Consider the following 18727-nt stretch of genomic DNA (forward strand, 5'->3'; position numbering starts at 1 on the left):
CGCTACCTCAGGGTCGCGGGGCGGACCACCATCACCGAACTGGCCCGCCGTCCACGTTCCTGGAGCAGCGCGATCGTGTGCCCGCTCGGATCGATGGCGGCGTAGACACCTTTGATTCCGATCGGCTCGAGCCACCGGCCGTGACTGATCGATTCGGCCTCGTCCGCGTCGACCTGCCGGTGCGGGAACGCGGTCTGCGCGGCGGCGTCGATGTCGAGACTGACCCCCGGCTCCTCGGCCAGCTGTTCCAGTGTGCGCGCGTGCTCGAGCGTGAACGGTCCCACCCGGGTCCGTCGCAGCGAGGTGAGGTGCCCGCCGACGCCGATCAGCGCGATCCCCAGATCACGCGCGAGCGCCCGGACGTAGGTGCCGGAGGAACATTCCACCTCGACGTCGAGGTCGACGAACGTGCCCTCGGTTCGCCTCGCCACGACCTCGAACCGGGACACCGTGACCGACCGGGGAGCGAGTTCGAACTCCTCGCCCGCACGGATCAGTGCGTGCGCCCGCCGGCCGTCCACCTTGATGGCGCTGACGCTCGACGGGATCTGCTGGATCTCCCCGGTGAGGGTGTGCACCTGCGCGGCGATCTCCTCGTCCGTCACGCCGGACGCATCGGCGGATGCGACGACCTCGCCCTCGGCGTCGTCGGTCGTGGTGGCCTGACCCAACCGGATCGTGGCCGTGTACGCCTTGGTGGTCAGCGCCAGGAGCCCCAGCAGCTTCGTCGCCCGCTCCACACCGAGCACCAGCACCCCGGTGGCCATCGGGTCGAGAGTGCCCGCGTGCCCGACCTTCCGGGTGCCGAGCAGCTTGCGGCACCGGGCCACGACGTCGTGGCTGGTGACGCCCGCGTCCTTGTCGACGATGAGCAGTCCGGCGCCGACGAGACCGGAAGAGGGCTTTTCACGTGCAGACACGAGGTCCGATTCTGCCAGCCGTCGTCACCGCACCGAAATCAGTGCACCGCAATGGCGGTGATGATCAGGCCGTCGGACACCATCCACCGCCCGTCGAACGACGCCAGCGGCGGCCCGTGGACGGTCTCTCCGGAGATCAGAAGATCCGAGTGGAACGTGCCCGTGCCGTCCCCGGACGCCTCGAACGTGATGTGCGCGTCCTCGAACCCGAGCCACCGGGCCGTGAGCGGGAACCACGCCTTGTACGTGGCCTCCTTGGCACAGAACAGCAGCCTGTCCCGGTGCACTTGACCCCCGGTGGCGGAAAGCCACTGCCCGGAGTCCGCCGTTCCCGACAGCCAGTCGCGTTCGGCGGGCAGGCTCACCGCGTCCAGCACGCCGTCGGGCAGCGCCTCGTGCGGTTCGGCGTCGATCCCCACGGACCGCACCTGCATGGCGTAGCCGAGCACCGCGCCGCGGTAGCCGTCGCAGTGCGTGAGGCTTCCGACCACGCCGCGCGGCCACACGGGGGAACCCTTGTCGCCCCGCAGAACAGGGGCCTGGTCCACGCCCAGCTTCGTCATCGCCAGGCGCGCGCAGTGACGTGCGGTAGTGAATTCGCGGCGCCGCTTCTCCACGGCCCTGCCGATCAGCGCCTCCTCCTGAGGGTGCGGACGCAGGCCCGGCGGATCCTCGAACAGCTCCGACGACACCACTCCGACAGGCAGAATTCTCTCGATCACAGGGCCCCCCTCGCCCGCATCTTCTCCACTTCGGCTTCCTGTTCGGGAGTGACCTTGAAGTGGCCTCCCCACTTGTTCAGCGTTCCCGGCGGATACTCCGGCACCGGGAGAATCTGCCGCAGGAGCCGGTCCGGGAGTCCCCTCCTCTGCCACTCCCGTGGGTAACCCAGCGACACCTCTTCGAACCGCACGCCGTCGTAGTAGGTGGTGCGCGGAATGTGCAGATGCCCGTACACGGCGCAGACGGCGTTGTACCGGGTGTGCCAGTCCGCGGTCAGTTCGGTACCGCACCACAGGGAGAACTCCGGGTACCACAGCACCTGCGTCGGTTGACGAACCAACGGGAAGTGGTTGATCAGCACGGTGCGGGTGCCGGCGGGCAGGGCGTCCAACCTGGCCTTCGTCGTCTCGACGCGGTTGCGACACCAGGCATCCCGGGTTCCGTACGGTTCACTCGACAGCAGGAACTCATCCGTGGCCACCACGTTCTTCTCGCGCGCGATCGCGAGACCTTCCTCCTTGGTGGTGGCGCCGTCGGGCAGGAACGTGTAGTCGTACAACAGGAACATCGGGACCAGCGTGATCGGGCCGTCCTCGGCCTCCCACACTGGAAACGGGTCCTCGGGGGTGATGACGCCGATCTCGCGGCACATGGTGACCAGGTAGTCGTAGCGGGCGGCGCCGTGGATCTGCACCGGATCCTTCGCCGTCGTCCACAGTTCGTGGTTGCCGGGGACCCAGATGACCTGGGCAAAACGACTCCGCAGGAGTTTGAGCGCCCACCGGATGTCGTCGGTCTTCTCCGAGACGTCGCCCGCGACGATCAGCCAGTCGTCGGGCGAGTCGGGATAGATGTCCTCGGTGATCGGGCGGTTGCCCCGGTGCCCCACATGGGTGTCGCTCACCGCCATCAATTTGGGTGCCACGTCAACCACCTTTCCGATCGTGTTCCGCCGCCGGATCGATGTCCGATCCGTGCCGTGCCTGCAGGTCGGCCCCGACCACTGCCCAGCGGCCCGTTCCGACGCGCCACACGACCGCGAGCATCCGAGGAATTATGAACACCGTGAGCCCCGTCCAGATTCCCGCCAGGCCCCAGTCGCGCAGCATCGACAGCCAAATCAGTGGCAGGAATCCGACCAACGCGCAGGACAGCGTGGCATTCCGGAGGAAGGCGACGTCGCCGGCCCCGAGCAGCACTCCGTCGAGGGCGAACACCACTCCGGCGACCGGCATGATCGCGACGAAGAACCACCAGGCCACCGCCATCTCGTCGAGCACGGCCTGATCGGAGGTGAACAGTTCGGGGATTACCCCGTGGCCGAGAGCGAAGATCAGGGCGAGCCCTGTCGCGAGGATCGTGGACCATCGAGTGATGCGCCACGACAGCCGCGTGGCGCCCTTGGCGTGCCCGGCGCCCAGCGCGGCACCGACCAGCGCCTGTGCGGCGATCGCCAGGGAGTCGAGGGTGAGGGCGACGAGGTTCCACAGCTGCAGCACCACTTGGTGGGCGGCGACCGCGGCGGCGCCGAACCGGGACGCGACGGCGGCGGCCGAGAGGAAGCACGCCTGGAAGGCCAGGCTCCGTAGGATCAGATCGCGGCCGAGCACCATCTGGGCGCGCATGACGTGCCACCGCGGACGCAACGGCACCCGCTCGACCACCAGCGATCCGACGAACATGCTCGCGGACACTGCCTGCCCGATCACGTTTGCGACCGCCGAACCCTCGAGTTCGAGCCGCGGCGCACCCCACAATCCGTGCACCAGCACCGGGCAGGCCACGGCCGACACGACGAGACCGACGATCACGAAACGGAGGGGCCGCACAGTGTTCTGCACACCGCGCATCCACCCGTTGCCCGCCATCGCGACGAGGATCAGCGGGGCCCCGAACACCGCGATCCGCAGCCAGCTCTCGGCGGCCGCCGCGATGTCCGAGCCGCCGGCGATCGCCGACGTGACCGGCCGCGCGAACAGGTGGGCCAGCGCGATCACGAGCGCGCCGATGCCCAGTGCCAGCCACGTGGCCTGCACGCCCTCCCGGACCGCGCCGCGCTCGTCGCCGGCCCCGTGCAGGCGGGAGGCGCGCGCCGTCGTGCCGTAGGACAGGAACGTCAGCTGCGTGCTGACCTGGGCGAGGATGAGACCGCCGACGGCGAGACCCGCGAGCGCCAGAGCGCCCAGCCGGCCGACGACGGCGATGTCGAAGAGCAGATAGATCGGTTCGGCTGCGAGGACGCCCAGCGCGGGCAGCGCCAGACCGAACACCGTCCGGGCGGTCGCGTCGCCCGTCACTTCCGAGACGTCAGCCAACGAATTCGGACCTCAGCCGAGCGATTCGACGAGCGAGGTCACGATCTCGTCCGCAGAGTTGTCGGCCGTATAGCCGGCGGCGAACCGATGACCGCCGCCGCCGAGATACCCGGCGACGACCGAGACGTCCACGTCGGACTTCGATCGCAGCGACACCGACCACGTGCCGTCCACGGCCTCCTTGAGGACCGCGGCGACCTCGGCCTCGGACGTCGTCCGGACGATGTCGATGACGCTCTCGATCTCCTCCGAGCGGAGGTCGCCGATGTAGGCCTGCCGGATGACGGCGTAGACCAGTCCACGCCCTCCCGCTGCGTCGGGGACGAGCGTCGCCGATCCGAGCACCGAGGACAGCATGGGCAGCCAGCCGAACGGGTGGGTGTCGAGCAGACGCCGGGCGATGCGGGCTCCGTCGATTCCGGTGGCGAGCAGCCTCTCGGCGAGTGCGTGAGTGCCGGGCTGCACCCAGCGGAACGAACCGGTGTCGGTCACGAGTCCCGCGTACAGGCAGTGCGCGAGGTCGGCGTCGATGTCCACACCCCACAGGTCGAACATCTGCGCCACGACAGCGGTCGTCGACTCCGCGGACTCGTCGATCAGGTTCATGCGACCGAAGCGGGTATTGGACCGGTGGTGATCGATGACGAGGGTCTCCCCCGCGTTCGCGAGCCGGTCGGCGAGCTTCCCGAGACGCCCGGCACTGCCGCAGTCGACGGTCACGAGCAGATCGACGTTGCGGCGCACCTGATCCGCCGGCACCAGCAGATGGGTGCCCGGCAGTTCGCGCATCGACTCCGGCAGTTCGTCGGGCGCGGCGAACGCGACCTGCACCGGAATCCCTTTGCGCTCGAGCACCAACGCCAGGGCGAGTCCGCTGCCGATCGTGTCGGCATCGGGTTGGACGTGACACAGAATCGTCACCGACGTCGCGTTCTCGAGAACGGCGACCGCCTGCGGTAGAAACACCTCGTGACGATCGAGATCAGACAGGGACGTCTCCTGAGTGTGGGTCATGTCGGTTCGTGTCAGTCCGCCTGGCGGGAACCGGTGGGCTCGTCGACTTCGGCGTCGTCCGCGTCCTCGGCTCGGGGCTCCTTGTACGGGTCGGGGTCGCCGGCCGGCGACGCACCGGCTGCGACACGCGCGACCTCGTCGTCGGCGGCGCGAGCGCGGGCGAGGAGTTCTTCCATGTGCCGTGCCGTGTCGGGGACCGTGTCCGCGACGAACGTCAGCGTCGGAGTGAACCGGACTCCGGTGCCTGCACCCACCTTCGAGCGCAGAACGCCCTTCGCCTTCTCCAGCCCTGCGGCTGCGGAGGCGACGTCCGGTTCGGACTCGAGGTCGGCGCCCATCACGGTGTAGTACACGGTGGCGTCGTGGAGGTCTGCCGTCACCTTGGTATCGGTGATCGTGACGAACGCCAGGCGAGGGTCCTTGATTTCGTGGTCGATCGCCGTCGCGACGATCGTGCCGATGCGCTTGGCGAGTTTGCGTGCCCGGGCGGGATCCACCATGACAATCAGACTCCTCTTCCTGGCCGCTGGATAAGTTGTGAAGTTGCGTGTGTAGCTGTAGTTCATTCTGCACGCCGGGCCGCAGATGCGGCGGGGCGGGCAGGGCACTCCGAGTCAGTCCTCGGGGCCGAAAATCCTTCGCCGGACCGCAAGGAGTTGCAGTTCCGGCAGCCCGGCGACGTGCCGCTCGCACGTGTCGAGTACCTCGTGTACGTGATCGACCGCCGAGCTCGCCATCGTGACGCCGAGCATCGACCGGCGGTACCGATCCTGTTCTCCGGTCTCCGCCGCCGAGACGCCGTAGCGTCGCAGCTCCGCCAGAACCGGTTTGACCATTGCACGCTTCTCTTTCAGAGATCGCACGTCACCGAGCAAGATGTCGAGCTCGAGCGCACCGACGTACAAACTTTCCTCCTTCGGGGAGACGTGCGCTCCCCCGGCCGATCGAGTCGGCCGGAGAAGCGCACGCCGGATGACGCTGCTGCGTCACCCCAAACGGATGGCGACTAGTCGCGCGGCTTTTCCCGAAGCTCGTAGGCCTCGATGACGTCACCGACCTTGATGTCGGTGTAGGTGACCGTCAAACCGCACTCGTACCCCTCGCGTACCTCGACAGCGTCCTCCTTCTCCCGCTTCAGCGAGGAGATGGTGACGGTCTCGGCGACAACCGTGTTGTCACGCAGCAGCCGGGCCTTCGCATTGCGACGGATGGTACCCGAGGTGACGAGGCAACCGGCAATGTTGCCGACCTTGGACGAACGGAACATCGCGCGGATCTCCGCCTTGCCCAGCTCGACCTCTTCGTAGATCGGCTTGAGCATGCCCTTGAGCGCCTTCTCGACCTCGTCGATGGCCTGGTAGATCACCGAGTAGTACCGGATGTCGACGCCCTCGCGGTTCGCCAACTCGGTCGCCTTGCCCTCGGCGCGCACGTTGAACCCGATGATGATCGCGTTCGACGCAGCGGCCAGGTTGACGTTGGTCTCGGTGACGCCACCGACACCGCGGTCGATGACCCGCAACTGCACCTCGTCGTCGATCTCGATGCCGTGCAGTGCCTCTTCCAAGGCCTCCACGGTTCCCGAGTTGTCGCCCTTGAGGATGAGGTTGAGCTGCGACGTCTCCTTGAGAGCCGAATCCAGGTCCTCGAGGCTGATGCGCTTGCGGCTCTTCGCGGCCATAGCGTTGCGCTTACGCGCATTGCGCCGGTCGGCGATCTGACGGGCGATGCGGTCCTCGTCGACCACGAGCAGGTTGTCGCCTGCACCGGGGACCGACGTGAAGCCGACTACCTGGACGGGACGCGAGGGCAGGGCCTCGAGCACGTCGTCGCCATGCTCGTCGACCATGCGGCGCACACGTCCATATGCGTCGCCGGCCACGATCGAGTCGCCGACCCGCAGCGTTCCGCGCTGGATGAGCACGGTCGCGACGGGGCCGCGTCCACGGTCGAGGTGCGCCTCGATGGCGACACCCTGAGCGTCCATGTCCGGGTTGGCCCGCAGGTCCAGGGCAGCGTCCGCCGTCAACAGCACGGCTTCGAGCAGTGCGTCGATGTTGGTGCCCTGCTTCGCCGAGATGTCGACGAACATGGTGTCTCCGCCGTATTCCTCGGCGACCAGTCCGTACTCGGTGAGCTGCTGCCGGATCTTGTCCGGGTTCGCGCCTTCCTTGTCGATCTTGTTCACCGCGACCACGATCGGCACGTCGGCCGCCTGGGCGTGGTTGACCGCTTCCACCGTCTGCGGCATGACGCCGTCGTCGGCGGCGACGACCAGGATCGCGAGGTCGGTGGCCTTGGCACCACGGGCACGCATGGCCGTGAAGGCCTCGTGACCGGGGGTGTCGATGAACGTCACGAGACGCTCGTTGCCGTCGAGCTCGGTCAGCACCTGGTAGGCACCGATGTGCTGCGTGATGCCGCCGGCCTCGCCCTCACGGACGTTGGCCTTACGGATCGTGTCGAGCAGTCGGGTCTTACCGTGGTCGACGTGGCCCATGACGGTGACCACCGGCGGACGGGACTCGAGGTCCTCTTCGCCACCTTCGTCTTCGCCATAGGTGAGGTCGAAGCTGTCGAGCAGCTCGCGGTCCTCGTCCTCCGGGCTGACGACCTGCACGACGTAGTTCATCTCGCCGCCGAGCAGTTCCAGCGTCTCGTCGTTGACCGACTGGGTCGCCGTCACCATCTCGCCGAGGTTGAACAGTGCCTGCACCAACGCTGCGGGGTTCGCGTCGATCTTCTCCGCGAAGTCCGACAGGGATGCACCGCGGGCGAGGCGAATGGTCTCGCCGTTGCCACGGGGCAACCGCACGCCGCCGACGGCGGGCGCCTGCATGGAATCGTATTCCTGGCGCTTCTGACGCTTCGACTTGCGACCACGACGCGGGGCACCACCGGGACGACCGAACGCACCTGCTGCCGCACCACGCTGACCGGGGCGTCCACCGCCACCGGGACGACCGCGGAAACCACCTGCGGGTGCTCCGCCACCGGGCGCACCTGCGCCGGCACCGGGGGCTCCGCCACCGCGGTATCCACCGCCGCCGCCGCCGCCACCGGGACGACCGCCTGGGGCTCCGCCGGGACGGCCGGGACGACCGCCGGGAGCGGGACGTGCCGAACGAGCAGGCATCGCGCCTGGGTTCGGGCGAGGAGGCATCGAGCCGGGGCTGGGACGGGGTCCACCCTGACCGGGAGCCGGACGGGGACCGCCCTGACCCGGTGCCGGACGAGGTCCACCCTGACCCGGTGCCGGACGGGGACCGCCCTGACCCGGTGCCGGACGAGGTCCACCCTGACCGGGAGCCGGACGGGGTGCACCCGGACGCGGGGCGCCGGGAGCGGGACGGGGCGCCGGACGCTCGGCGGGAGCCGAGGAGTACGGGTTGTTACCGACACGCGGGGCCTTCGGGCCCGGGCGGGGTCCGCCGGGCTTGGCGCCCGTGGACGGAGCCGCGGGGGCACTGGCGGCCGGGGCTGCGGGTGCGGCCGGAGCCGGGGCAGCCGGGGTGGGGCGACCGGGCTTGGGAGCGTTAGCCGCCGGTGCAGCCGGAGCGGCAGCACTTGCTGCGGGTGCGGCACTTGCTGCGGGTGCGGCACTTGCTGCGGGTGCGGCCGGAGCCGGGGCCTGCGCCTCGGGGATGGCCGCGGGGGCTGCCGCAGCAGGTGCGGCCGGAGCCGGAGCCGGCTTCGGGCCGGGACGGGGACCGCCCGGCTTCGCTGCGGTCGCCGGGGTGCTCGGCGCAGCTGCGCCGGGCTTGGCAGCCGGACGGGCTGCGGAATCGGCGGACTTCGCCGACGGGAAGGACTCCCGTAGACGCCTGGCGACGGGCGCCTCCACCGTGGAGGACGCCGACTTCACGAACTCGCCCTGCTCCTTGAGCGTTGCGAGTAGTTCTTTACTTGTGACACCGAGTTCTTTAGCCAACTCGTGCACGCGGGCCTTGCCTGCCACTGCTCTCCTCACTGATGAGGTCGAGCAGGAGGCTCCCCTGAGAGGGGCCCGCACGACCTCGGGTTATCTCCGATGGACGATCATCGCTGGTGCTTCACGGTGTGCTCATGAGTGCTTGTGCCTGTTCTGTTCGAGAGGTACTGCTCTGGGTGGGTGCCCTGCTCGTACCCAGTGGTCGACTTCTGACGCGTCGACACTTCCGGTCACTCGCAGTGCTCTGCCGAATGCTCGGCGTCGTTCCGCGAGACTCAGGCAAGCCTCGGCGGGGTGCAGCCACGCACCTCGACCGGGAAGCCTGCGCCTCGGGTCCGGGGCGAGAACATGACCTTGCGGCCCACTCTCACTAACCACAACCCTGAGCAGATCGACAGCCAGCGCGCGCTCCCTACATCCTATGCATGTTCGGACCGGTGAACCGGTAGGAACGCGCGCGGAATCGGGATGCTCATGCTGAACCATTGACCACTCTACCGCCGACTCGCCCCGATCTCCGCATTCCCGGCTCAACGACTGGTCGCGGCGGGTCCGCCTGCCGACTCGGGGGCGGGTGCGGCGTCACTGCGGATGTCGATCCGCCACCCGGTCAAGCGCGCAGCAAGGCGGGCATTTTGCCCCTCCTTGCCGATGGCGAGGGACAGCTGGAAGTCGGGGACGACGACACGCGCGGCCCGCGCGTCCGGGTCCACCACAGTGACGGAGACCACTTTCGACGGTGACAGCGCGTTGCCGACGAACCGGGCCGGGTCTTCGTCGAAGTCGATGATGTCGATCTTCTCGCCGGCGAGCTCACTCATCACGTTACGCACCCGCTGCCCCATCGGACCGATGCAGGCGCCCTTGGCGTTGAGTCCCTGCACGCGCGACTGGACGGCGATCTTCGACCGGTGGCCGGCCTCGCGGGCGACGGCGATGATCTCGACCGAACCGTCCGCGATCTCCGGAACCTCGAGTGCGAACAGCTTGCGGACCAGGTTCGGGTGGGTGCGCGACAGCGTGATCTGCGGTCCGCGCTGCCCACGGGCCACACCGACGACGTAGCACTTGAGCCGCTCGCCGTGCTCGTAATTCTCGCCGGGCACCTGCTCGGCGGGCGGGATCAGACCCTCGGCGCCGCTGGATTCACTGCCGATCCGCACCACGACCATGCCGCGCGAGTTCGCGCGGGTGTCGCGCTGGATCACACCGCCGACGATCTCACCCTCGTGGGTGGAGTACTCGCCGAAGCTCCGCTCGTGCTCGGCGTCCCGCAGCCGCTGGAGGATGACCTGGCGGGCTGTGGTCGCGGCGATCCGGCCGAAACCTTCCGGGGTGTCGTCCCATTCCTCGCCGACCATGTTGCCGTCGGCGTCGACGTCGTGTGCCATCACACGGACGATGCCGCTCTTGGTGTCGACGTCGATCCGTGCGTGCTGCTGATGCCCCTCGGTATGCCGGTAGGCGGTGAGCAGTGCCGTCTGGATGGTCGAGATGACGGTCTCGATCGAGATGCCCTTGTCGGCCTCGATGGCGCGCAACGCCGCAATGTCGATATTCACTTGTCCAACCCCTCTACTACTTCTTCATCTTCCGACGCGTCCGCGTCCGCGGGTGCCACGCGACCCTCCGGAATCCCGCCCGCGAGTTCCAGCTCTCTCGGATCGGGTTTCGAGAATTCCACCTGCACAACAGCTTTCTGAATGTCCGGGAGCGCGACACGCCGAACCTCCGGGCCCGTGCGCGAGCCGATCACCACCGCGACCGAGTCGCCGTCGAGGACGCCGATCCGACCCACGACGGTCTCGTGCGCGAGATCGATACGCGCCTTGCGGCCGCGGGCCCGGCGCCAGTGCCGCTCGTGTGTGAGCGGACGGTCGATACCGGGAGATGTGACCTCGAGCGTGTACGGCGACTCCCCGAAATCGGACACCGAATCGAAGACCTCGGAGATCTCGTGGCTCAGGTTCGCAACCGCGTCGAGTTCGAGTCCGGCGTCGCTGTCCACCATGACCCGGACCGCGCTGTGCCGACCCGCGAGGGTGACTGCAACGCCCTCCAAGTCGTAGCCCTGGCGTTGCACCAGATCGGAGATGAGCTCCGTCACCCTCTCCTTGGATGGAACCGGCATCGGGAAGCTCCTCGTTTCAGTTGTCGCTCGTCGTATATCCGTGGTCTGGCAGGTCATCGCGCCGCGCATGCAGCACCACGAACCCGCCGGGACGGGTTCGAGCATCTAAGAGTAACGCCGATTCGAGGCGCCCGTGACCAGCCCCGGTGCTCGATTCCCGGGATCGCGGCCCGACCTGGCACCATGGACCGGTGCTCATGCCCACCGTCTCCCGGCCCCCGACATCCGGTCCGGCCGTGTCCCGGCGCACCGCTCTCCGGTTCGCAGCAGCCTCGGCCTTCGGCGTCGCGAGCGTCCCCCTGTTGGCGGGTTGCGCCGACGACGCGGACTCCGACACCGAGGTCGATTCACTCGTCGCGCAGTCGCGTCTGGCTCGTCGCGACGCCGCCGGCGCCGCGGCCACGATTGCGCTGCTCCCCGATCGCGGCGCGGCACTCGAACTCGTCCGTGTCCAGCGCACCGCACATGCCGACGCGCTGGATACCGAAATCGCCAGGGCTGCAGGAACTTACCCTGACGGCACCGCACCGACCACGTCCGCTGCCCCTTTGACGACACCGACCGCACCGGCGCCGCCGCCCGGTCTCGATCAATTGCGGGCCGACCTGGCCGAGTCGCAGCGCAGCGCAGCCGATTCGGCGCGCACACTGACCGCCTACCGAGCGGGGCTCTGCGCGTCGATCAGCGCCGCGTGCGGAACGTATCTGGCGGTGGTGCTGCCGTGACGACACCCACCGAAGCCGAGGGTAAGAGCCTCGCCGACGCGCTGACAGCCGAACATTCCGCGGTGTTTGCCTACGGAGTGGTCGCCGCCTTCTCGAATCCCACCCGCGCCACCCAGGTGGCCACCGCCGCCGCGGCCCACCGGGCGCGCCGGGACGGGCTCCTGGACACGCTGACCGCGGCAGGACTGACGGCCCCGGCCGCCGAGGCGGGCTACACCCTGCCGTTCCCGGTCACCGATCCGATCACGGCCGCGCAGCTGGCGGCCCAGGTGGAGGCCGACACCGCCGTCGCGTGGCGGGCGGTCGTCGAACACGGTGAGACGGAGGACACCCGCACGCTCGGCGTCACCGCGCTGACCGAGGCGGCCGTCAGGGAGGCCACCTGGCGCGTGGCACTCGGGACCGATCCGGTGACCGACCCGTTCCCCGGTCAGCCCTGACGGTGCGCAGGTTCCCGCCCACCGGGATTCTGCACCCATCCGACGCGTTCCCGGCCTAGCGTCTCTCCCGACACGGTGAACGGCAACGGGAGGACGGCAGCGTGGACGAACGCTCGGTGGAGCAGCGTCTGACGGACCGGGAGCGGATCGACGCGATCAAGGCGCTCAAATACCGCTACTGGCGAGCGTGTGACGGCAAGGATCCGGACGCGTTCCGTGCCTGCTTCGTCTCGTCCGGGGCGTCGATCGACTTCGGCCCGCTGGGCCGGTTCGACGACGCCGACCGGCTCACGGACATCTTCCGCAGGATCGCGCTCCACGAAGTGGACGGCAAGCACGTGATCCTTGACATGCACCACGGCTTCCATCCGGACATCGTGCTGCACAGCGACACCGAGGCGTCGGGCGCGTGGACGCTGAAGTTCCGCCAGGTCGATCTGCTGAAGCGGACGGAGACGGTGTCCTCCGGCGAGTACGACGACGCCTACCGCCTCGAGGACGGCGACTGGCGAATGTCGCGATGCCACTTCACCACTCGATGGTCGATCACCCGCCCGCTCACCCCGGACACGGTGGTCGTCCAGTGAGCGGCGGGGTAGCTCTGGTCACCGGGGGGAGCCGCGGCGTCGGCAAGGGCGTGGCGACGGCGCTGGGAGCCGCCGGATGGACCGTCTACCTCACCGGGCGCGGCCCTGTGACCGACGACGGCCCACTGGCGGTGTCGGCACGGACGGTCACCGGCGCCGGTGGGACCGGCATCGCGGTGGCCTGCGATCACCGCGACGACGAGGACGTGCACAGTCTGTTCGCCCGGATCTCGGACGAGCAGGCCGGCCGACTCGACCTGCTGGTCAACAACGTGTGGGCCGCCCCCAAGGGATTCGGCGGGTTCAGCACGCCCTTCTGGGAGCGGCCACTCGGCGACTGGGACTCGCTGATCGGCGTCGGACTGCGCGCCCATTACGTCGCGTCCGTGGAGGCTGCGAGGTTGATGGTGCCCCGACGCTCCGGGTTGATCGCGAACATCTCGTCTTTCGGGACCCGCGGGCATCTGCACTCGGTGCTGTACGGCATGTCCAAGGCAGGGCTGGACAAGATGGCCAGCGACATGGCGGCGGAGCTGGCTCCGCACGACGTGCGCGCGGTCTCGCTGTGGCCGGGCATCGTGCGGACGGAGATGATCGTCGCCAGCGGCCTCGAAACCATCGCCGGCTTTCCCGTCGCGGACGCCGAGTCCCCCGAATTCGTCGGCGAGGTGATCTGCGCCCTGACCGCGGACCCCACCCTCGCGGAGCGCAGCGGCCACACCTTCGTCACCGCGGAACTGGCCGTCGAATACGGCATCACCGACACGCACGGCCGGACCCCGCCGTCGCACCGGGAACCCTTCGGCGGCGGCCCGCTGTACTGAGGCGCCGCTCAGTTCACGTCGCGCCGGCGGACGAGACCGGAGCAGTCGCAGGAGGCGCTGTCTGCGATCAAGATCGCGAGCCGCGACGCGATCGGCGACGTCCATGCGCTGCTGGCATCACTGCGGGGCGGCCAGGACAGCCCGCCGATCGCGCCCACCGCCGGGATCGGGGAGCTGGACGGTGTGGTCGAGCGCGCCCGCGCCGCGGGTCTCGCGGTGACGTCCGTCGTCGAAGGCACACCGAGGCCGCTACCAACGGTGGTCGACGTGGCCGCGGCGCGGATCGTCCAGGAGTCGCTCACCAATGTGGCCCGCCATTCCGGGGGCTCGTCAGCGCACGCGCGCTGGGTGGCGAGCTGACCGCCGGGATCAAACCGGGCGGCGGTTTCCGGGTGCAGGTGACGCTCCCCTTCGGCGGCGACACGGCGGGCCGGGCATGACGATTCGCGTGCTCGTCGCCGACGACCAGGCTCTCGTGCGGGCGGGGTTCGCCGCCCTGCTCGACGCGCAGGCCGACATCACCGTGGCCGGTCAGGCCGAGAACGGTGAGCAGGCGGAGAGCCTGACTCGATCGCTGGTCCCCGACGTCGTCCTCATGGACATCCGGATGCCGGTGCTCGACGGGCTGGAGGCGACCCGCCGTATCGCCGCCGATCCCGCGCTGTCCGGCGTGCGGGTGGTGGTGCTCACCACGTTCGAGCTGGACGAGTACGTGTTCGAGGCGATGCGCGCGGGAGCGACGGGTTTCCTCGTCAAACACACCGAACCCGCCGAACTGGTGCGGGCGGTCCGCGTGGTGGCCGACGGGGATGCCCTGCTGTCACCGTCGGTGACGCGGAAGCTGGTCGCGGAGTTCGCGTCCCACGCCAAACGTCCGCCGCAGCCCACCCGCCTCGACGACCTGACCGAGCGCGAACGCGAGGTGATGATCCTGATCGCCGAGGGGCTCACCAACGCCGAGATCGGCTCACGACTGTTCCTGAGCCCGGCCACCGCCCGCACCCACGTCAGTCGGATTCTGTTGAAACTCGGCGCCCGGGACCGCACGCAACTGGTGGTCATGGCGTACGAATGGGGCCTCGTCCGGCCGGGCTGGCAGGACTGATTCCGTCGACGCCAGGACCGCCTTCGATCGTCCCGGCATGAGGGCCGCGGCGACGACCGCGACCGCCACGAATCCGGCTCCGACGTACAGGGCGGGCGCGAGGGCGTCAATGTATCCCGTCGGGGTCAGGCTGCCGCCCGCACCGAGGAACACCGCGGTCAGGAGCGCGATGCCCAGCGCGACCCCGATCTCACGGAGCGTCGCGTTGGTCGAACTGGCCGTGCCGTGGTCGGCCTCGGGCATATCGGCGAGGACGGCGGTCGCGTTGGGAGCGAACGTCAGCCCCATACCTGCGCCCGCCATCACGAACGCCGGAATCATGCTGCCGTACGTGGCGCCCGGAACGATGAGCGACGCCATCCAGAGCAGCGACAATCCTTGCAGGACGAGTCCGGTGACGAGGAGGGTCCGGACTCCCAGCCGCGGCGCGAGCAGGCCTGCGATCGGCGCCACCAGCATGGGTGCGGCCGTCCACGGCAAGGTTCGCAGGCCGGCCTCGAACGGGGAGTACCCCATGACGATCTGGAGGTACTGCGACAGGAGGAAGACGGCGCCCATCATTCCCAGTGTGAACGTCAGCCCGATGACGTTGGCCAGGGAGAACTGACGGGACCGGAACAGCCGCAGCGGCATGACGGGGAAGGGTGTGCGCAACTCGCGTACCACGAACGCCGCCAGCAGCACCGCCGCTGCGACGAGAGCACCGAGCACCGTGGCGCTGGTCCAACCGTCGTCGTTGCCGTGCACGATGCCCCAGACTCCGAGGAACACGGCGGCTCCGGCCAGAACGACGCCGAGCGGATCCAGCGGCTGCCGCTTTCCTTTCGACTCGCCGAGCGCATAGAGCGCCAACGGGATCGCGACCGCTGCGACGGGGACGTTGATCCAGAACACGGCCTGCCACGACACCCCGTCGACGACGGCGCCGCCGACCACCGGGCCCAGGGCAACACCGAGTCCCGAGACGCCACCCCAGATCCCGATGGCGAGGGCACGCTTGGCGAGCGGCACGGCACCGGCGAGCAGGGTGAGGGAGAGCGGCATGATCGCTGCCGCGCCGATGCCCTGGACGGCGCGCGCGGCGATCAGCATCTCGGAGGTGGTCGACAGGGCCGACGCGATCGATGCCAGCGCGAAGAGCACTATGCCCCAGAGGAATACACGGCGTCGACCGAGGCGGTCGCCGAGCGCGGACAGCGTCAACATCAACGTCGCGAAGGCGAGCGTGTAGGCGTTCATGAACCACTGCAACTGCCCCACCGACGCGCCGAGGTCACGCTGGATCACCGGCAGGGCGCTGGTCATCACCAGATTGTCGAGTGTGGCCATGAACATCGGTATCGAGGCGGCGACGATCGCCAGCCATACCGGCACCAGCCGGCCGAGGCCCTGCCCCGGGGGAGGCGCCGCCGATTCGTGTTCCAGTCGTTCGGAGAGTGTCGTCATGACGGGTCCTCGTATCCGAGTCGTGAGTACGGGATGACAGAAGTTGTAAGCATCAGATGATTACTTATTTCGAAGACTAGTAATCGACTGATAACATGTCAACATGGCACCGCCCGTGAAACAGACCCGCATGAGCGCGACCGAACGTCGCGAACTCGTACTGGCCGCCGCCTCCCGCGCGTTCGCCAGGGACGGCTATCACGGCACCAGCACCGACGCCGTCGCACGCGAGGCGGGGGTGTCCCAGCCCTACGTGGTGCGCATGTTCGGTTCCAAGTCGCGGCTGTTCGCGGACGTCTTCGACCGCGCGATGCGTCGGATCATGGACACCTTCGAGCCCTATTTCGACGATGTCGCCGCCGACCCGGAGAACGACGAGTCGTGGCTCCCGATGGGCATCGCGTACACCGAACTACTCGAGGACCGCGACCTCCTGCTCGTGATGATGCACGGCTTTACGTCCGGCGCGAACCCGGAGATCGGCGCGCTGGCCCGCGACTGGATGTCCCGGCTCTACACACAGATCCGGACGCGCACCGGGTGCAGCCCCGAACGGGCCCGCACCTTCATCGCCAACGGAATGCTGCTCAACACCCTCCTCGCCATGCAGGTACCGGAGCATGCCGGGCAGGATCCGGCGCTCGAGGAACTCGCCGTGTGCGCGTTCGGCAGCACCCTGGACGCCGTGGGCTCCGAGAACTGATCCGTGATCGGCGATTTCCGCTCTTGATCTTGCTCATCGGACACACGGCGGGGCACGATGGAAGCGTGCGGAAGGGGCGTCGCCGTGGACCGAGCCGTGGAGTCTCGACTGAGCTATTCCGACCGGGAGGGTCACCACTACACAGTGGACCTCTCCCCCGCTTCCGCGCGCGTCACGATCGGACGGTCGCCCGGTTCCGATCTACTCCTCACCGAGGACGACGAGGTTTCGCGGCTCCACGCCGTCCTCGAATGCGTCGGCACGCACTGGACCATCCTCGACGACGGGCTCTCCCGTAACGGCACCTTCGTCAACGGCGAGCGGCTCGCGGGGCGTCGGCGGCTCCGGCAGGGCGACAGCATCCGCATCGGCGGAACGAAGATCCGATACCTGGAATTCGGCGGCGCACTCGACGAGGCCACCCGGATGGGGACCGACATGCCCGAGGTCCGGTCCCTCACCGATACCCAGCGGGCGGTCCTCACGGCGCTGTGCCGGCCGTACAAGCACGGCGCCGCGTTCGCGAATCCCGCCTCGAACCAGCAGATCGCCCAGGAACTGTTTCTCAGCGTCGACGCGATCAAGACTCACCTGCGCGCGTTGTTCGCGAAGTTCGGCGTCGGCGATCTCCCCCAGAACCAGAAGCGGGTCAGCCTGGCCGAGCGGGCCATGCGCAGCGGCATCATCAACGAGCGCGATCTCTGATCAGCCGACGGCCATCAGTTCGCGGTCGAGCGCGGCGGTCTCACCGTGGGCGATCCGCTCGACGAGGCCGATGATGGCGAGCGCGACGTCCGCCGCACGCTCGAGGATCACCGAGTGGCCGGCTCCGTCGACGCTCACGAGCTCCGAAGCGGGCAGCTTCGAGGCCATCGCGACCGAATGCTGGAGCGGGGTGAGCATGTCCACCGAGCCGCACAGGATCAACGACGGAATGTGAGCCAGCGCGGCGAGGGAATGCCGCTCGTCGAACCCGAGCAGTGATTCGAGGAAACTCGACATGGTGACGACGGACGTGGTGTTGGCCATGGCCGCGACCAGCGCCGCCAGGCGAGGATCGACGACCCGGTTGCGGGCGCCTGCCGCGCGGGCGATCGCCGCACAGACGGTGCGTCCGACCCTCTTCGATCCGTGCACGACCCGGGGTGCCCGGCGCACTGCGGAGCGGAACAGCGACACCGCGGGGCTACGCAGGTGACGACCGAGACCGGCCTCGGCGAGATCGCACGCCGCGGTGGAGATCAGGGCCATGCCGACGATCCGCGAACCGATCGTGTGCGGGTTCTGCCGGGTGTAGGACAGTGCGGTCATTCCGCCCATCGAGTGCCCGACGAGGACGACCGGACCGTGCGGGGCGACGGCGTCGAGCACCGAGCCGAGGTCGCGGCCGAGCTGATCGATCGTGTAGGTGGCGGCCGGCGCCTCCCCCGACTCTCCGTGTCCCCGGTGATCGTAGAAAACCATGCGAACGTCGTTGCACCAGAATCGGACCAGCTGTTCGCGCAGTGCCCACCAGGACTCGGTGCGTAGGCAGTGACCGTGAACGAACACCACCGTGGTGGCTGCGTCGGGAGAACCGAACTCGCGAACTGCGAGCGTGATCCCGTCGTCGGTCCTGACCGTGAGGCGACGGCCCTCGTGCTCGTGTGCAACCGGGGTGTTCGTCATGATGGCCTCCTCGGTTTCTTCGCTCGCGGCTGGTGAAGCGTTACGTTCTTGCTTGTCCTCCACTGTGCCGTGCATGGTCTTCACCAACCAGGACCCCCAGTGGTGGCAGGTGCACCCGGAGGTGTTGGCCTTTCCACCCCTGAGGTGGGTTGACGCGGGCACGCCGAAGCCCCCTCACAGAGGGGGCTCCCATCG

General features: G+C 68.7%; 20 protein-coding genes and 1 pseudogene. 7 read left to right on the plus strand and 14 right to left on the minus strand.

What is annotated here, in order from left to right; genetic code table 11:
- Positions 1–2 precede the first annotated feature (2 nt).
- The 11 genes from truB to rimP form a co-directional block, all read right to left on the minus strand.
- Entirely contained in the window at positions 3–920 is a 918-nt protein-coding gene (gene truB, locus ACFWAY_RS13810; protein WP_378510960.1) for a tRNA pseudouridine(55) synthase TruB, read from the minus strand.
- A 38-nt stretch (positions 921–958) separates the two neighbouring features.
- Positions 959–1642: a 4'-phosphopantetheinyl transferase Npt gene (npt, locus tag ACFWAY_RS13815; RefSeq protein ID WP_378510961.1), complete on the minus strand. Its 684-nt coding sequence runs from the start codon at positions 1640–1642 to the stop codon at positions 959–961.
- The gene (locus tag ACFWAY_RS13820) at positions 1639–2568 is read right to left on the minus strand and encodes a metallophosphoesterase family protein (protein WP_378450298.1); all 930 of its coding nucleotides are present in this window, start codon (positions 2566–2568) and stop codon (positions 1639–1641) included. Before ACFWAY_RS13820 ends, npt begins: the two co-directional genes overlap by 4 nt.
- A gap of 1 nt (position 2569) precedes the next feature.
- Positions 2570–3958, minus strand: coding sequence for an MATE family efflux transporter (locus tag ACFWAY_RS13825; protein WP_378510962.1), 1389 nt, complete (start codon positions 3956–3958; stop codon positions 2570–2572).
- Positions 3959–3970: 12 nt separating this feature from the next.
- Entirely contained in the window at positions 3971–4972 is a 1002-nt protein-coding gene (locus ACFWAY_RS13830; RefSeq protein ID WP_378510963.1) for a bifunctional oligoribonuclease/PAP phosphatase NrnA, read from the minus strand.
- A gap of 11 nt (positions 4973–4983) precedes the next feature.
- Positions 4984–5472 carry a 30S ribosome-binding factor RbfA gene (gene rbfA / locus ACFWAY_RS13835; protein ID WP_378450295.1) on the minus strand — a complete coding sequence of 163 codons (489 nt, stop codon included), beginning with the start codon at positions 5470–5472 and terminating at the stop codon, positions 4984–4986.
- 114 nt (positions 5473–5586) lie between these two features.
- On the minus strand, positions 5587–5877 hold the full coding sequence (locus ACFWAY_RS13840) for a DUF503 domain-containing protein (protein WP_072937879.1): 291 nt from the start codon (positions 5875–5877) through the stop codon (positions 5587–5589).
- 101 nt (positions 5878–5978) lie between these two features.
- Complete coding sequence (gene infB, locus ACFWAY_RS13845; protein WP_378510964.1) at positions 5979–8930, minus strand: translation initiation factor IF-2; 2952 nt, start codon at positions 8928–8930, stop codon at positions 5979–5981.
- 105 nt (positions 8931–9035) lie between these two features.
- Entirely contained in the window at positions 9036–9389 is a 354-nt protein-coding gene (locus tag ACFWAY_RS13850; protein WP_378450293.1) for a YlxR family protein, read from the minus strand.
- Positions 9390–9433: 44 nt separating this feature from the next.
- The gene (gene nusA, locus ACFWAY_RS13855; protein WP_378510965.1) at positions 9434–10465 is read right to left on the minus strand and encodes a transcription termination factor NusA; all 1032 of its coding nucleotides are present in this window, start codon (positions 10463–10465) and stop codon (positions 9434–9436) included.
- On the minus strand, positions 10462–11034 hold the full coding sequence (gene rimP, locus ACFWAY_RS13860) for a ribosome maturation factor RimP (protein ID WP_378450291.1): 573 nt from the start codon (positions 11032–11034) through the stop codon (positions 10462–10464). The genes nusA and rimP overlap by 4 nt, the downstream gene beginning before the upstream one ends.
- Positions 11035–11231: 197 nt before the next feature.
- Between rimP and ACFWAY_RS13865 the strand changes: the two genes are divergently transcribed.
- From ACFWAY_RS13865 to ACFWAY_RS13880, 4 genes are all read left to right on the plus strand, one after another.
- Complete coding sequence (locus ACFWAY_RS13865; RefSeq protein WP_378450408.1) at positions 11232–11759, plus strand: hypothetical protein; 528 nt, start codon at positions 11232–11234, stop codon at positions 11757–11759.
- On the plus strand, positions 11756–12199 hold the full coding sequence (locus tag ACFWAY_RS13870) for a ferritin-like domain-containing protein (protein WP_112299238.1): 444 nt from the start codon (positions 11756–11758) through the stop codon (positions 12197–12199). The genes ACFWAY_RS13865 and ACFWAY_RS13870 overlap by 4 nt, the downstream gene beginning before the upstream one ends.
- Before the next feature lie 101 nt (positions 12200–12300).
- Positions 12301–12786 carry a nuclear transport factor 2 family protein gene (locus ACFWAY_RS13875; protein WP_378450290.1) on the plus strand — a complete coding sequence of 162 codons (486 nt, stop codon included), beginning with the start codon at positions 12301–12303 and terminating at the stop codon, positions 12784–12786.
- Positions 12783–13610, plus strand: coding sequence for an SDR family NAD(P)-dependent oxidoreductase (locus ACFWAY_RS13880; protein WP_378510966.1), 828 nt, complete (start codon positions 12783–12785; stop codon positions 13608–13610). Before ACFWAY_RS13875 ends, ACFWAY_RS13880 begins: the two co-directional genes overlap by 4 nt.
- An 8-nt stretch (positions 13611–13618) precedes the next feature.
- Here the strand turns inward: ACFWAY_RS13880 and ACFWAY_RS13885 are convergent, their stop codons facing one another.
- Entirely contained in the window at positions 13619–13912 is a 294-nt protein-coding gene (locus tag ACFWAY_RS13885; RefSeq protein WP_378510967.1) for a hypothetical protein, read from the minus strand.
- Positions 13913–14046: 134 nt separating this feature from the next.
- On the opposite strand from ACFWAY_RS13885, the pseudogene ACFWAY_RS13890 reads away from it, so the two are divergent.
- A pseudogene (locus ACFWAY_RS13890) lies at positions 14047–14616 on the plus strand (response regulator); the annotation flags it as partial.
- On the opposite strand, the gene ACFWAY_RS13895 reads toward ACFWAY_RS13890, so the two are convergent.
- A complete protein-coding gene (locus ACFWAY_RS13895; protein ID WP_378510968.1) occupies positions 14578–16161 on the minus strand; it encodes an MFS transporter in 1584 nt (527 codons plus the stop codon). The pseudogene ACFWAY_RS13890 and the gene ACFWAY_RS13895 overlap by 39 nt on opposite strands.
- A gap of 103 nt (positions 16162–16264) precedes the next feature.
- Here ACFWAY_RS13895 and ACFWAY_RS13900 point away from each other — a divergent pair, with 103 nt between their 5' ends.
- Together ACFWAY_RS13900 and ACFWAY_RS13905 are read left to right on the plus strand one after the other, a co-directional pair.
- Positions 16265–16864, plus strand: coding sequence for a TetR/AcrR family transcriptional regulator (locus ACFWAY_RS13900; RefSeq protein WP_378450286.1), 600 nt, complete (start codon positions 16265–16267; stop codon positions 16862–16864).
- Positions 16865–16921: 57 nt separating this feature from the next.
- Complete coding sequence (locus ACFWAY_RS13905) at positions 16922–17569, plus strand: FHA domain-containing protein (protein WP_378510969.1); 648 nt, start codon at positions 16922–16924, stop codon at positions 17567–17569.
- Here ACFWAY_RS13905 and ACFWAY_RS13910 read toward each other — a convergent pair whose 3' ends face one another.
- On the minus strand, positions 17570–18532 hold the full coding sequence (locus tag ACFWAY_RS13910) for an alpha/beta fold hydrolase (protein ID WP_378450284.1): 963 nt from the start codon (positions 18530–18532) through the stop codon (positions 17570–17572). It lies immediately after the preceding gene.
- Between the last annotated feature and the right edge of the window lie 195 nt (positions 18533–18727).

Source organism: Rhodococcus sp. NPDC059968 (assembly GCF_042738615.1).
Taxonomy (GTDB): domain Bacteria; phylum Actinomycetota; class Actinomycetes; order Mycobacteriales; family Mycobacteriaceae; genus Rhodococcus_F.